Origin of the sequence: Kribbella sp. (genome assembly GCF_035655035.1) — a bacterium.
Classification (GTDB): Bacteria; Actinomycetota; Actinomycetes; order Propionibacteriales; family Kribbellaceae; genus Kribbella.
On sequence record NZ_DASRVN010000670.1, the window covers coordinates 1 to 14,435 of the forward strand.

A 14,435-nucleotide genomic window follows, 5' to 3' on the forward strand; every position below is an offset into this window, starting at 1 on the left:
GCCAAACTCAAAGCCGGCGAAGTAGCCGTCAAGGTCACCGAAGAAGCCATCCAAATCCTCGGCGGCAACGGCTACACCCGCGAATACCCAGTAGAACGCATGCACCGAGACGCCAAGATCTACACCATCTTCGAAGGCACCAGCGAAATCCAGCGCCTGGTAATAGCCCGAGCCATCTCCGGCATGCGCATCAGGTAGCTGTTTCCGCAGGTCAGAGAGTGATTCCAGGGTCATCGAGAGACTGGCCGCCGTCGGGTTCCCAGCGGGTCGTGGGGGACCGGCCGGCGGCCAGCTCCGTCACAGCTCCGTGAGACTCCATCGCGAACAACTGGGCCAGCCGCGAGTCGACCGCTTTCCGCGCCCGCTCGTGCGATGAAGGCAGCATGTGGGTGTACAGCCGCAGCGCGAACCCGGGATCGCCGTGCCCCAGGTACTCCGCCAACTCCTTGATGTTGACGCCGTCCGCCAGCGTGATGCTCGCGTAGTAATGCCGTAGCGCATGCATCCCATTCTCGCGGCTGGAGAAGTACTGCCGCCTGCCGCGAGCGTCCTTCGTCGGCTCTGGGATGACACCCGCGTGGAAGAGCGCGGGCTTCCACACGAGCTCGTCGTACGTCCGCGCTCGGATGTGCTTGCCGTCAGTCCACCGGAACAGCAGATTGGCCGTGTGCGGCCTCCCGTCGACCTTCTCCCACGGCAACGTGTAGGCCCGCGGCCTCGTGGTCTCGATGTGCTCCGTGAGCATCAGGGCTACGCCTTCTGACATCGGCACAGTCCGCTCGGTATCGTTCTTGGGCAGCGCGAACACGAACTCCCTGCCGAGCTTCTTCACCTGTCTCCGTACCCGGATCACCATCTCCTCGAAGTCGACGTCCTCCTCAGCGAGCCCGAACAATTCACCTTGCCGCAGCCCGCACGCAGCCCCGATCGAGGCGATCGGCCTGTACTGCGGCGGATGCCCCTCCACGAGCCGCAGCACAACCTCATCGCTCCAGGCAGTGGTCTTGCCACCCTTCTCAGGCGGCACCTTGACCACCCGCGCCTTCGCCGGATTCCGCTTGAGCGCCTCATCATCAACGGCAACCTCCAACGTCCCGTGCAACACGAGGTACGCCGTACGCGCCGTAGACGCCCCGAACCGGGCATCGAGTCCCGCCACCCAAGCCGCGATCTCAGAAGGCTTGATCGTCCGCAACTGCCGCCGCCCAAACACCGGTACGACGTGCAGCCGCAGGGATGACTCGTACTTCAAAGCGGTAGCCGGATCCACCACCCTCGAAGCAAGCCACCGCGCGGCAACCTCCTCAAACCGAACCTTCCCAGCCTCCGGATCGATGTACTCCCCACGCTCCCGATCCGTCTCCATCGCAGCCCCATGCCGCTCCGCCGCAGTCTTCGTCCCAAACGCCTTAGACCGCTCCCGCCCCTCCGGATCCACCCACCCCGCCAACCACCGCTTCCCCCGCCCCCACTTAGCCGTACGAACCCGCTTGATCGTCCCGTCGGCCTGCTTCACTGCCCGAGTCCACTGGTCCTTCACGTAAGCCATCGCGCCGCACCTCCGTCGTATTGATGTGCGGCAGCTCAACGGTTGGACTGCGATGAGATCGTCGATTGTGCGACGCGAATGGGCGATGTCCGGCCCGAACGGTCCGGACGGTAGCGAGGGTCTGGCCAAGTCTGTCCTCGAAGGTTCGGTGGTGTCGGAGCGCCCTTCACGTGGTCCGCTGGGAGATCATTCAGGGATGAAGGTGTTCATCAGCAGCGTTCGGCGCGGACTCGAGGACGAGCGAGATGCTCTGCCTGGCTTGATCTCGGCTATTGGGCACACACCACTTCGATTCGAAGACTTCAGCGCGCAGACTGTGCCTAGTCGCGAGGCCTGTGTCGAGGGCGTACAGGCAGCTGACGCGTATTTGCTCCTTCTCGGTCCGTATTACGGCCACAGGTTCGAGGACACAGGGCAATCGCCGACTCACGATGAGTGGATCGCGGCGACGACGGCTGGTCTTCCACGGTTGGTGTACCGGAAAGATGGGATCGAGCTCGAACCAGATCAGGACTCATTCGTGCGCAGCATCGGAGACTATCGAGACGGCGTGTTCTACGATTCCTTCGCCACCACTCACGATCTGCTGACGAAGGTCGCCGCCAAAATCAGGGAACTTGATCGTGCACCGAGTCCGCTGGAGTTCGCGCCGCTCTCTGGCCCGGTAACGGTGACCTGGCGGTCCGACTACGACGAGCGGCTCAGCAGGGGTGGTTCCTCGCCGACTGCCCTCGAGTTGCACGTCGTGCCAATAGGGCAGTCCGGCCGATCGACCCGGCAGATGATCGAGCTTGCGGAGTCTCTGCCGGATCTTGTGCGTGAGTCTAGGCTGGTTCCGGCCAGTGAAGCCTTTGACGTCAGACGTGATGGAAGTGCGGTGTATGTCCACTTCGCTGGACCGAGCGGTCGGTGGCACGAAGCGCAGGAGCCCAAAACGCTCGGAGTCCGCGTAGGCGCCGATGGCCAAGTTTCGGCATGGGCGAGCCTTCCTCACGACAGTCTTGGTTCGATCCTCGATCCCGCCCGATTGCCTGATCAGGTTGCCGGACTGCTGCGGTTGATCGGCAATCTAGGTGTCGTCGAGTCAAGTCAGATCGCGATCGCCGCAGGAGTTGAACCGTCGAACCTGCTCTCTGTCGGACGCTCAGACGGGATGCCTCGTCAACGGGCAACGATGCTGATGTCGAGTGACCCGCTGCGAGCATTGCCAGATGAACTCGTGAGCGCAGCAGCTCTGGGTTCCGGTGCCGCCGAAGTTGCTCGTTCGGTCAGTCGACGAATCATGGATGTGGCAGGGGCCGTTCGTTAGCCGAGAGCCATTCAGGCTAGCGAGGCACAGAGATTGACTTGGTCGTGCAGACGTCTCAACGCGACTCTTCGTACTCAGGTGGAGCGGCGGAACGGACGCGGGGTGCAGGGGACTTGAGGAGAACGAGGGATGTCCCCTCAGCACGTCCGCTCCGCCGGCTTGGTGGCGATCAGGACCTCGTGGGTGCAGTGGCGGAGGTGGTCTCTGATCCTTGCGGGAGGTCCGAGTACGGCGAGATGGTGCAGTGTCGGCACGACGAGCGGCTGGCCTTCGGACTCCAGGAGTGCTTCGAGTAGGTCGAACGCCGCGCCTGGCGGTCCGGGCTCCTCGACGTACACCTTCGTGAGCAGAAGTCCTTGCTCGGTTGCGAACGCCTTCAGCTGTCGACGAGTCGCGAGGAGTGCCCCGGTGTTGCGCACGAAGGACATCGAGATGAAGCCGAGAGCTGGGATCGCCGGCATGCGCACCGCTTGCACCGTACGGCCGCGGTCCCTAGTCGGCCACGACGATCGTGATGCCATTGGACTCGAGTCGTTGTCGTACCGACGATGGGTCGCCGGCCACCTCAAGGTGCTGGACGTCGGGCGTGATGATCATTCGCTGTGCTTCCTGCATCACTACGGCGAGCAGGTCGTGGAAGGCCTCGGGCGATGTCTCGATCTCCTCGACGTGAATCGCCACGAGCTCCACAGCATGAGTCTGAGCGGCTTCGACGATGAGTTTCCGAGCGTTCGCCAGCTCGGTTTCGTTCATCAGGAAGTGCTTGCGGATGTAGCCGTACGCGCGCATGGCGCCGGCCCGCTCGTAGGGATCCGTGTCTGGGAGCGTGCTGGTCATTGGTCAACCGCCGTGTTATTCGTTGCGGCCGGACAGGTCTCGCACCAGGTCCGTGATCATTGCGATCGTCAGGACCGCGGTCAGGCAGATCGCGATGAGCAGTGGCGTCGTCATGGTGAGCGTCCTTCGTAGGTTGTCACGCTGTGTATTCACACCATGGCGCTGCGACGGTATCCACCACTACAGGCTGTGCTCATCGAGTCGACCTATCGGCGATGCCGATAGACGCGCCGGATGCGCTCGGGCTAACTTCACAGAGCCGCCTAGGGACAAGGAGTGACGATGACGGCACCGCAGCCGCTCCTGGACTCCTCCTGGTGGGATCGGCCGGAGCTGCGTCCTGTCCTGGAGTCACGCGATGTCGCAGGCATCTTCCGCTGGCTGCAGCGCCATGGCTGGAGTCAGACGCAGATCGGCGCCCGCACGTATCAGTCTCAAGGCGAGGTCTCGGAGATCCTCAACGGTCGCCAGGTCAAGGCGTACGACGTCCTTGAACGCATCGCCGACGCGTTCGAGATTCCGCGTGGCCGGATGGGGCTCGCGTACGACTCATCTGCCCGAGGCGAGCGCGAGGAATCGCGCGAACTGACCACCGACGATCGACGGAACTTCGCCGGCGCCGTGGCGAGCGTGGCCTTCGGATCGGTGAATGATCTGGCTCGAAAGTGGCTGCCTGAGGTACCAAGCAGTGTGGCTTCTGTACCGTCGGCGATCTCGGAGACCGATGTGGAACAGGTCGTGTCGATGACCGCCGAGTTCCGGAAACTCGATCAGCGTTACGGCGGGGGAGCGGCGGTCGACGCTGCCCGCGGTTTCTACGGCTACGCACGGCGGATGATCCACTCCACGGCCGATCAACGCACACATCGGGACCTCAAAGTGTCCCTCGCGGACTTCAGCAGCATGCTGGGTTGGTCGTTTCACGACATCGGCGATCAAGCTGCGGCTCGACGCTTCCTCATGAACGCACTCGTGCTGGCCAAGGACGCGGAAGAGCCCTCGCTGGCCGCGTCGATCTTGTACCGGTTGGGTCGGGTGAGCATGCAAGAAGCCCAGCCTGTGGAGGCGCTGAAGATGCTGCAGCTCGGCCAACTCGCCGCGCAGGACGCAGGCGATCCGGCGGAAGTTGCCAGGCTGCATGCGAACGAAGCGCTGGCCTACGCAATGCTCGGCAAGCACGATCACGTCGTCGACGCGCTCGCTCGTGCGGAACACGAGATGGGTCGTGCCGATAAGAGTCGGGTCTCTCCTTGGACCACGTTGTACTTCACGCCGGGGGACTACACCGGCCACCAGGCGCTTGTGTACAACTCGCTGTCGATGTACGCGAAGGACGGTGCACAAGCCCGCGAGTACGCCGTACGTGCTGTCGCATTCGCACAGCAGGCAATGAGCGAATCCGGACCCGACAGATCGCGACGAAGTCGGACCTTTGATCGGATCATCCTGTCGACGAACCTGCTTCGCACGAACGAGCTGGACGCCGGTATCGACGCCGCTCGTGAAGTGATCAGCGACACGCAGCACCTCCGCAGCGGCCGTGGGATGAGCCGCCTCGCCGAGATCGGTGCCGCAGCCTCACAGCACACCGACGACTCGGATGCTGTGGAGTTGGTACACCAGATCGAATCCGTCCGTACATCCGCGCCGAAGGCACTGACCGCATGACCAGTCTGTCGCCAGAGCTCGACCAGCGGCTCAAGCATGCGCTCAAGGGCATCTGCCAAGAAGCCGGCCTGCTCTCAGACGAAGCCGAACTCATCAAGTACACGAATAACGCCGTCTACCGACTCCCGAGCCAAGGCGTCGTCGTGAGATTCGGAGCCGGTGATCTAGCCAGCCAGCGTGCGGACCATGTCGCCCGGATCGCCACCTGGCTGGAAGACCATGACGCACCCGCCGTTCGGCTTGCGTCCGGGCTGGCCCAACCAGTCCTGTTCGAGAACTACTCGGCCACGATCTGGCAGCTCCTCGAAGGCAGCAACCCCGCATGGAACGGCGCCTCGCTGGCAGCCCCACTGCTGGGCTGGCACAAACTCGAACCGATGCCCAGCCTGAAACCCTGGGACCCCTTCAGCAGCGCCCGCAGCCGCCTGGCCATGGCGGATGGCCTGACCGCCGACGACCACGCCTGGCTCACCGAGCAGTGGGCCAACATTGAAGCCGACTACCGCGCCCTTATGCCGGACCTCCAGATGGGCTTACTCCACGGCGACGCCTACATCGGGAACCTCCTGCGCGAACCCGCCGGCCGCTTCGTCCTTTGCGACTTCGACGGCACGAGCATCGGCCCGCTCGCGTACGACCTCGTAGTGGCCGCCGTCAGCGCGCTCCGCTTCGGCGCGAATCAAGACCACGAAGCCCTGGCCGCTACCTACGGTCTGGACGTTACAACGCTCTCCTCCTGGCCGACCCTGCGCCGCATCAGAGAACTGGTCCTAGTCACCAGCGTCATCACCGACCTCCGCAACCGCCCGGAGATCGCAAAGGTCCATGCGCATCGGCTAGCCACGCTCAGATCAGGCGCCAACGAACTGTGGCGCCGCTACAAGTAGCGGGTGTGGCGGGTCAGAAGAGGGTCGCCGCGGCCTCATCCGGCACATGGCCTGTTGCAGCCTTGCGTGCCGCGGCATCCAGCAGTTCAGCGAGCGTGAGCGGCTCGCGGTTGGGCAAGGCCGCCAAATGCAGCAGGAGCCGGGCGCAGACCAGGGCGTCGTAGGTCGCGCGGTGAGGGGCTAGATCGGCTTGAAGGCCTCTGGCTAGTCCGAGCGCGTCGACGAGCGCCCCGAGGCTGTACGAGTTGTGGTCCGGAAGCAGTCGCCGCGCGAGCTTGAGGGTGTCCACGACACGGGCGGGGTGGAAGCCCTGCAGTTCACGGCCCAGCACCCCGAGGTCGACGCTGGCGTTGTGGGCAACGAACACCCTGTCGCCGAGTGCCTCGTGCAGTTCTGCTTCGATGTCGGCAACGACCGGTGCGTCTGCGACCTGGTCGTCCGTAATCCTGTGGAACCGTCGCGCCATCGGAGTGATCGGCCGCGGCGGTCGAACCAACCAGCTCCGCGGCTGGCCGATCACGCCGCCCTCAATCGCGACAATCGAGATCTCGACTAGATCCGGTGGCCGCTGCCCGTTGCCTTCGACGTCGACAACTGCGTAGTCGGCTGCTGTCCACGTCGCCTTAGGTTCCTCCATGGTTCCTCCGGTGATCGTGCCGCCGGGGCGGTCGCGTGTGCGCCGTCCTGCGCCGTAGATGTGTGGCAGCGGTGGAGTCGTCGAGATCGCGTGGAGATTCACGTTCGTGTTGGCTGCGATGCTGGTGTCCGAGCGGATCGGAGGGTAGGGCGACTCGTCGTTGTACGGTGATCCATCCAGCGTCGGTCAGCTGCAGGTCCTAGAACAGGCAGGTCAAGGACGTGACCCTCGGAGTCGTCGAGCGTGGAAGGTGGGCCGGTTTGCCTCGTTGAGCGGAGGCGGAGCTGGCAGATCGCCCGACGCCAACCGAGCGGTCTCGCCGCTCCAGATTTGACGCTCGCTGTCGCACAAGTGGCCTGGCAGCAACAGATTCGGCAGGGATCCAGCACCGGGCTGCATCCAGCGCCAGTCGGACCGCCCGGCCACTAGCCGCGTGATCAACGGGACGCGGACTGTCGGACGATCGACTTCGCCAGGCCTGCCGAGGCGAGACGACAGATTAAGTGCTTGAGTGTGCAGCTTGCGAGTCCATCGCTACTGGTTGCGCGAGGCACGCACTGGCGTACTTGAGCCAGACATGCCCCGGCACGCGGCCGCGCGCACCCAGAGGGTGACCATGCCGCTTGGCCCACTTCTGGACCTCTGCCGGATCGAGGAGCCCATCCGGCCCAGTCAGGTCCAGCCGTCCTACCTGGTGCAGCCGATACGTGGCTGTCATCTGGTCGGGCACTCGCCCGTTGCTGCCAAGGTCGAAACCTTGGCCAAGAGCCCATTCGCGTGTCGCCTGCGTCTCCGCCCGAGTGATCGGGGCCCGCTTTTGTCTCCGGGTCTGGTTGAGCAGGCATCCGCAACTGCGGGTGTTGCCGGACGTCACCTGGGATTGGACCGCTGTGAACAGCTTCTGATTCCCGCACTTGCATCGGTAGTCACGGATGATGCGCGTGGGATGCTCGGGGTCGCGGTAAGGCTCGCAGTCGGGGATCAGCAGGCTTTGTGGGTGAGGCTCGGTCGCCGACAGTTTGCGGGTGCGCGATGCAGGCTTCTTCGGCCTCTGCCTTGGAGGGCGAGCCTCTCCCCAGGTTGCGGCGATGTACGCGTCCGCTTTTGCTTGCTGACGAGCTAGGCCGTCGGCCAAGTAGTCGCCGAGCTTTGGAACCGCCCCGGGGAAGCGGGAGTCGACAGCGGCCGCTACCGCACGTGCCTGCTCATGTGGGGTGGCCCGTTCGGGCAGTGGGACCATCAATGCGTTGGGCGCCTCCAGCGGTGGCAGGTCACCTAGCCTGACGTGGATAAGAAGGTCTAGGATCCCAGCCTTGGCAAGGACCTGGCTTTTCTCGATCTCGTACCGGTGGCGGTCTCGGCGTTTCGCGGAGTGGTGGTAGGCCCCGTCGTACTCGACGCCAATCCTGACGGCATAGCCCTGAAGCTCAAAGATGGCATCGATCTCCACATGTTTGTAGCGCCAGTGTTGCGGCTTCATTTGCTGTGGGACTGTGACCTGGTGGGACGCAAAGTCTGGGACACCCTTCGGCAGCCGCGGATCGGGTTTCGCCGGCGGGACGAGGTTCAGTAGGCCAGCGAGTTCGGCGACGAGTTTGACCTGCTCCTTCGAGATGCCGGATAGGGAACATTGCGGGCAGTCCCCACCCCGCACCCGATTCAATATCGTCGCCTTCCACCGATGGCCATGCCGGCATCGCCAACGGCAGGTCGCGTAAACCCCGCTGCGGTCCTCCTCGGTTAGGTCTTTCCTGGAGATGTTGTGCTGGCTGGTAGGGAGCTTTTGCGGCTGTGACTTTGGGTTGTCAAGCTGGTCGGCAAGCTCGGGGAACCAGGCGAGGAGCGAGTTCGAATCGTCGACTGTATACCCGGCGCAGATCAGGCAGCCGTCTCTCTGCAGCGCCCGTTGTTTGAGTACGGCTTTGAAGCGGTGCTCGACTCTGCGCCAGCGCCCCGTCGACGGGTCGAGTGCCCAGGTCCGGCATATCCAGTCGACTTTTGCATGGGATGCGTGCGTGATCTCGTGCGCAGGAGTAGACCCGCGGTACTGACCGGCGAGCGTAGGTATGTCGCTGAGCTTGGTCAGGTGGCGGCAGGCAGGGCAACCGGCGCCGTGCTGGATCCTGTCCTTGGGCCAGGCCGCCCACGGAGAGTGGTTCAGTCCGCGAGGACACTGCCACAGGTAAGGGCTGACAGTTCCGGGCTGTTGAGCCGTTGCTAGAACGGCATCTGGGCCGAGGGGATTACTCGGATGCCATTGCGCCGCGACCTCCGGAATGTCGGCCACTCTTGTCTGTCCGCGCGCTCCCGTGCGGTTGATCCATTGTGCCTTGACCGCGTCTTTGTGCAGGTCCCAGAAGACTGTTGCTTCGGCTTGGCGAGTCCGGGCGAGCTGTACCTCCGCCACGATCCGCTCGCTGCGCGAGCGGTTGCACGCGTTCCAGAAGCCGCGCATGCTCTGTAGCATCCGCAGACGATCCGCGCGGCTACCCTCGCCAGCATCCACGGGCTCCGGCTCGGCTGGCCATTCGGCAGGTGAAGTGTCGACCAGCTTGACGGCTTCGTCGTCACCTGGCTGCGAAACTCCGCGGACGGACACGGGTTGATTCTAGACGGATTCTTGTGTGTGCCGCGGACCCGACGGCATGTGGAAAAGCCCATCGCAGGCCGCGGTGCGGGCGCCAGAGGTCGACCGAGGAAGTTCCTGATGTCGTCGTTGTGGCAACCTCTGGCCCATTGGCGCCGTCGTGGCCGGTGGATGGTCCTGCTTCCATCTGCCTGCCCTCGGCCTCGTTGTTGTCTCGACGAACCGATCGCGTGTGACGTGACTGGTGCGCCAATGCTCGGACTCATCACCGCGCTACTACTCGCCTTAGGCTTGATCGATACTCACCGTGACGATAATTGCGCGAGGGGCTTGGCAAGTAGTCCAAGACGGAGCATAGTTGGCTACCGACAGTAGAGAGACCGCTGCGGTCGGCGGAATCTCTTTGGGGGGACGGGACTCGGGGCAGTGGCTTCCTCGGGCAGGGACGAGCTTGGCGTCGAAGCCGATCATCACGTCGGTGACTTCGACGTGCTCGCGACCAGCACAGACAGGTTGCCGCGGTGCGCGGCCATTTCACTGAGCCCTGAAGGACGCACGGCCGAGCCGTGTGATGAGGGAGAACATGACATCCAACGCAACGGTCAAGGTGCGCGTTGTCGCGCCGGTCCCAACCTTTCGTGGCATCGCTGCCGACCTGTTCACAACTGCAGCCGGCTGTTGTCTGGGCGCCAGGACCTTCGTCTACGGCCGCAACGGGACCGGCAAGACCACCTTCGCGGAGCTGCTTCGCCAGGGTGCCCGCGGCGATGTTGCGGTCACAGCGGAGTACTTCGAGAACAATGGCTGGCACAAAGGAGCCTTGTCGGCTGCCCTCGGCAGCCGGATCCATATCTTCAACAGGTTCTACATCGAGGAACACCTGAAGTTCTTTCTCGACGGTAGCGGCCCATCAGCGGGAATACTCAAACTTGGCGCAGTTAATGTCTCCGCTGAGACGTCCGGTCGCGAACTCGAGCAGGAAACCATTCGCCACGAGGCACGGGTTGAAGCGGTAATTGCTGCGGGTAAGGAGTCGGCCGCCCGAGTCGATAAGCTCAAGGCGGATGCGAAACGTCGTGTGCTCGACGTCCTCGGACCGGTGTTGCCGCTCAAGTACACGAAGCAGATCTTCACCGTCGCAAAAGCTCACAAGGCGTTGATAGAGGAAGCTGCAGCGGTGCTCACCGAGGAAGAGGTGGACGCGGCTGTCGATTTCCTTTCGGCTGAGGAGTTTCAGCCCCTGGCGGTGCCGCAAGATCCGACCGGCGCTGGGCTTACCTTGGTAGCCCAGGTTGCCGAGCTTGCCGGACGGGAGCTGACGAGCCAGATCAGCGAGGCGCTCGAAGCAGACCGTATGTTGGCCGACTGGGTGCGAGCTGGTCTCGCCTTGCACCCGGCCGGAGGTGAGCGGTGCAAGTTCTGTATGGACGGCGTCTTGTCGGCTGAGACCCGCGAAATCTACGCCGCACACTTCGATCAGTCCTTGAGAGAGCTTCAGGCGGATCTGGAGCGGACCGCGGAGGATCTCGTGCGGTTGAACCAGGCCATGGTGGTGTGGCATGAGAGCCTTCCCTCGCCGAACGATCTCCTTCCCGGCCATCGGTCTGGCTACGAGGGGGCGCTCGACGCACTCAAGGTGCTTCTCGACGAGTGGAAGGCCTACCTCGAGGCATTGGCTGGTCTGGTCGGCGAGAGGTTGAACGATCCCTATCGCCCGCTTCTCCAACCGTTGCCGACAGCACCTTCTTCTATGGATCTTTCCAAACTGGCTGGATTCGTGGATGGTCACAACACTGATGTCGGACGTCAGGCCGGGCTCCGAGAGCAGGCAGAAGCCGGCCTCGTTGCGCATCTTATCGAGCCGTTCCGCGTTGAGTATGCCGCCGCACGGCATAGGGTGCCGGCCGCTGATCGCGCGCGGGAGCGCCTTGAGAGCCGCATCAAGCGGCTGGCGGTCGAGACGGAGAAGCTACGTAGCCAGCAACACGATGTCGGCCAGATGGCAGAGCTGATCAACAGCGACCTCGCGGATACCTTCGGGCACGTGCACATTTCTCTCCGGGTGACTGAGGATGGGACGAGCTACGAAGTACTGCGGAGCAACGGCCCGGCTCTCCACTTAAGCGAAGGAGAACGGCACGCGCTGGCACTTCTGTACTTCCTGCGAAGTCTGGAGGCGGAGGGGGTTTCTCCGCAGAACGGCCTCGTCGTGATCGATGACCCGGTGACGGGTCTCGACAAAGATGCGCTCTTTGCCGCATACGCCCTGGTGGATGAACGGACGAAGAAGTTCGGTCAGATCGTGGTACTGACCCACGACCACGAGTTGTTCCGGCTGTTTCTGATGCGGTACAAGAAGGTACTCGCTTCTTCCCGCGGCGCGATCGGTAGGCGTGACCGCGACGAGATCAGGTTTCCCCGAGTGCAGTTTCTGGAGATGCGAGCCTGTGACGGTGCCTCGGGGGAGCGCCGTGTGAATCTACTCGCGATGCCCAACAACCTGCTGAACCAGCCGACTGAGTACCACTACATCTTCTATCGTATTGCCGAGGCTGCGGCCGAGAGAAACACCTCTGACCTGATCCTTCTTGGCAATGCGGCCCGCCGTTTGCTGGAAGGCTTCGTAGCGTTCAAGTCGCCGACGGGCGGTGACTTCCAGGGCAAGATCGAGAGTGCTGCGAATCAGGCCAAGGTTCCCGAGGAGTTCACGCAGCGCGTCGTTCGCTTCGCTCATGGATCGTCGCACAGGGAGGAGCCGAACCCCTCAGTCTCCTTCACAGCGAACATCCCGGACGAGCTCGCCCAGGTCTTGCGTTTCATTTGGTCATGCGACGAGAACCATTTCAACGGTATGTGCAGGGCTGTTGATGTCAACCTTGGGGGTCTGGTCGGAACTTGGAAGCGCCAGCGATACGACGAATCTCCGGCTGCTCGGCCGGTAGAAGCTGTGAGACCGAGTTCCGCGGATTCTGCACCGTCTAATTTCGGCGGCGGTGAAGCTGACGGAGGCGACTCGGGGAAGGAGTTGCTCTTCTAAGTGGTCGCTGCGCTCAGGTCGGTGGTGAACATCGATTTCGACGCCGTGGTCGGGTGGTCCAACATCATCGGCGCTGTGCTCGGCCTCGTTGCGCTTATGCTCGGCGCTCTCTTCAGTTGGTCTCGCTTTCAGGCCAGGGCCTTGTTCAGCAGGCGACGGCGTTATCTGCTAACCGCCGTTCGACAGGCGGGATGGAACGTTAATCGATGGCTTTTTGGCCTATCGACCCGAGAGCTTGTCTGGCGGCGCATAGTTCGAGGAGGGCCGCTGATCCAGGAGGAGATCGCGTGGATGTCGTCGTTGGTCGGCGCGCATGCCGATGAGCGGTTGCCGGCGCGGCCAAGGGTTCGGGTCCCCTTTCATGTTTGCGGAGGTCGAGGATGATCGTGACTACGAGAGGCGCTTAGTCGTTCTCGCCGATGCGTACGACAGGTACGCGGTTGCTGTACGCAGGAGATGGTTGCTTCGCTCGACGGCTGGCCCGCTGATTGCCGAAGAGTACGACTGTGCGCGGGCTACAGCGGCGCAGCTTCGGACCTGGGCGACCTTTCATCCCCTTCGTGCACCGGATGATGGACCGGTTCATCATGGGCTGTCAGTGACGTTGCCGGCCGTTGTTGGCGCTAGTGGCGATCTCGTCCAACGTTCGGTGCAACTGGTGACCTGGCCGTCATGAACACCGCCCGGTCGCCGATCGCCTTCGCCCTAGTCGGCGCGGCGTTCCAGCCGTATCGCGTGGCGCTTGAAGGGCAACCGAGCTCCACACCACAGGATGGTCTGGCCCGGGAAACTGTACTGGTGGCGGATCCTGCCGGGGTCGCGCGTGTTGATCCGCAGAACTTCGATGGTGTGCTCACTCGCTGGCATGGGCCTGGGTATCGCGTCGAGATGGACCGCGTCACCGGGCGACAGAAACTGAACTTGTGTATCAGCGAGACGACGTACTTTGCCTATCGGGCGACTCAGATGCCGTCGGCCGCGCTGGTTAGCCGTACGCGTGGCCTTGCGCGGCTACTGTCGCTCAGTTTGCTGGCCATGGACCGCGAGGAAAGGATCTTGCTGGTGCGTAGGTCCGATTATGTGGTGTATCCGCGCGCCTACGCCGCGACCGTGAGTGGGAACTGTGAGTTGGTTAGTCGAGAGGGCGTCAGCGCTGATGTCGACTCTCATGGCTTCCCTGATGTGATGGCCGCGATAGTGCGGGAGGCTCGAGAAGAGCTCGGCCTGGACCTTTCGTCACCCCAGTCGCACCTTGGCGCACTCGGAATCATCGAGGTCGACACCGAGCTTGAGCGGGGAACTCATGTCCTGATTGCGACGGCGCTCCTTCCGGAGCCCGCCGACGCATTCACTCTGGATCGTGCAGCCCCAGATCCTGTGGAAGGAGCATGGGAAATCTGAGATACAGCGATGGTCATCGACATGCGAGTAGCGACCCAGACGGCATCGGGGGCCCGCGAGTATGTCAACTGGCTCAGGACCGCTCCGGAGCTAGTCCGGCATGCTGCCGGGGGCTGCTACTTGCTCTCATCAGTCGTCAGCAACTGCTTGAGCGACAGGCTGAACGTGCGACGTCGGCTGGACGCACGGCGGTGGATCTGGCCTGGAAGATCAGCGATCTTTCCGAGTGGTTGAACGATCCGCCACCGGAGTCGCCACCGAATGTATCGAACGTCGTCCGTGAACTCCCACTATGGCGGACTAACTTGGCGGAGCGTTCGCCGCCTTCTGATCTTGAGCGGTCCGCGGTCGCTCGCCGAACAGAAAGGTTCGCGTCCGGTGTGGCACTCATCCAGAGCATCAGCCGGCTCAAGTTCAGCGGCTGTAAGTTTTACGCACTGTATCTCACAGAGGCGTCTCACCGGGGCTAGCCGATCGGGCGAATGAATCACCTACGACTCGCGCCTGACTGGTGGCTCCAGAC

11 protein-coding genes are annotated in these 14,435 nt (G+C 63.2%); 6 read left to right on the plus strand and 5 right to left on the minus strand.

Going from position 1 to position 14,435, the window contains the following annotated elements; translation table 11 throughout:
• The coding region (locus tag VFF46_RS35000; RefSeq protein ID WP_349256367.1) for an acyl-CoA dehydrogenase family protein at positions 1 to 198 on the plus strand (198 nt) is incomplete at its 5' end.
• Positions 199 to 211: 13 nt separating this feature from the next.
• On the opposite strand, the gene VFF46_RS35005 is transcribed toward VFF46_RS35000, so the two are convergent.
• Positions 212 to 1,549, minus strand: a complete 1,338-nt coding sequence (locus VFF46_RS35005) for a tyrosine-type recombinase/integrase (protein WP_325041541.1) — start codon at positions 1,547 to 1,549, stop codon at positions 212 to 214.
• A gap of 196 nt (positions 1,550 to 1,745) precedes the next feature.
• Here VFF46_RS35005 and VFF46_RS35010 point away from each other — a divergent pair, with 196 nt between their 5' ends.
• Complete coding sequence (locus VFF46_RS35010) at positions 1,746 to 2,858, plus strand: DUF4062 domain-containing protein (RefSeq protein WP_325041542.1); 1,113 nt, start codon at positions 1,746 to 1,748, stop codon at positions 2,856 to 2,858.
• A 137-nt stretch (positions 2,859 to 2,995) separates the two neighbouring features.
• Here the strand turns inward: VFF46_RS35010 and VFF46_RS35015 are convergent, their stop codons facing one another.
• On the minus strand, positions 2,996 to 3,325 hold the full coding sequence (locus tag VFF46_RS35015; protein WP_325041543.1) for a hypothetical protein: 330 nt from the start codon (positions 3,323 to 3,325) through the stop codon (positions 2,996 to 2,998).
• Between the two features lie 25 nt (positions 3,326 to 3,350).
• On the minus strand, positions 3,351 to 3,695 hold the full coding sequence (locus VFF46_RS35020) for a hypothetical protein (RefSeq protein ID WP_325041544.1): 345 nt from the start codon (positions 3,693 to 3,695) through the stop codon (positions 3,351 to 3,353).
• 282 nt (positions 3,696 to 3,977) lie between these two features.
• On the opposite strand from VFF46_RS35020, the gene VFF46_RS35025 reads away from it, so the two are divergent.
• Together VFF46_RS35025 and VFF46_RS35030 are read left to right on the plus strand one after the other, a co-directional pair.
• Positions 3,978 to 5,363, plus strand: a complete 1,386-nt coding sequence (locus VFF46_RS35025) for a helix-turn-helix transcriptional regulator (RefSeq protein WP_325041545.1) — start codon at positions 3,978 to 3,980, stop codon at positions 5,361 to 5,363.
• The gene (locus tag VFF46_RS35030; protein WP_325041546.1) at positions 5,360 to 6,250 is read left to right on the plus strand and encodes an aminoglycoside phosphotransferase family protein; all 891 of its coding nucleotides are present in this window, start codon (positions 5,360 to 5,362) and stop codon (positions 6,248 to 6,250) included. The genes VFF46_RS35025 and VFF46_RS35030 overlap by 4 nt, the downstream gene beginning before the upstream one ends.
• 13 nt (positions 6,251 to 6,263) lie before the next feature.
• Here VFF46_RS35030 and VFF46_RS35035 read toward each other — a convergent pair whose 3' ends face one another.
• Entirely contained in the window at positions 6,264 to 6,887 is a 624-nt protein-coding gene (locus VFF46_RS35035; protein WP_325041547.1) for a 3'-5' exonuclease, read from the minus strand.
• 499 nt (positions 6,888 to 7,386) lie between these two features.
• Positions 7,387 to 9,486: a zinc-ribbon domain-containing protein gene (locus VFF46_RS35040; protein WP_325041548.1), complete on the minus strand. Its 2,100-nt coding sequence runs from the start codon at positions 9,484 to 9,486 to the stop codon at positions 7,387 to 7,389.
• A gap of 571 nt (positions 9,487 to 10,057) precedes the next feature.
• On the opposite strand from VFF46_RS35040, the gene VFF46_RS35045 reads away from it, so the two are divergent.
• Positions 10,058 to 12,511 carry an AAA family ATPase gene (locus tag VFF46_RS35045; protein ID WP_325041549.1) on the plus strand — a complete coding sequence of 818 codons (2,454 nt, stop codon included), beginning with the start codon at positions 10,058 to 10,060 and terminating at the stop codon, positions 12,509 to 12,511.
• Positions 12,512 to 13,183: 672 nt separating this feature from the next.
• Positions 13,184 to 13,912: a hypothetical protein gene (locus VFF46_RS35050; protein ID WP_325041550.1), complete on the plus strand. Its 729-nt coding sequence runs from the start codon at positions 13,184 to 13,186 to the stop codon at positions 13,910 to 13,912.
• Positions 13,913 to 14,435: the final 523 nt, after the last annotated feature.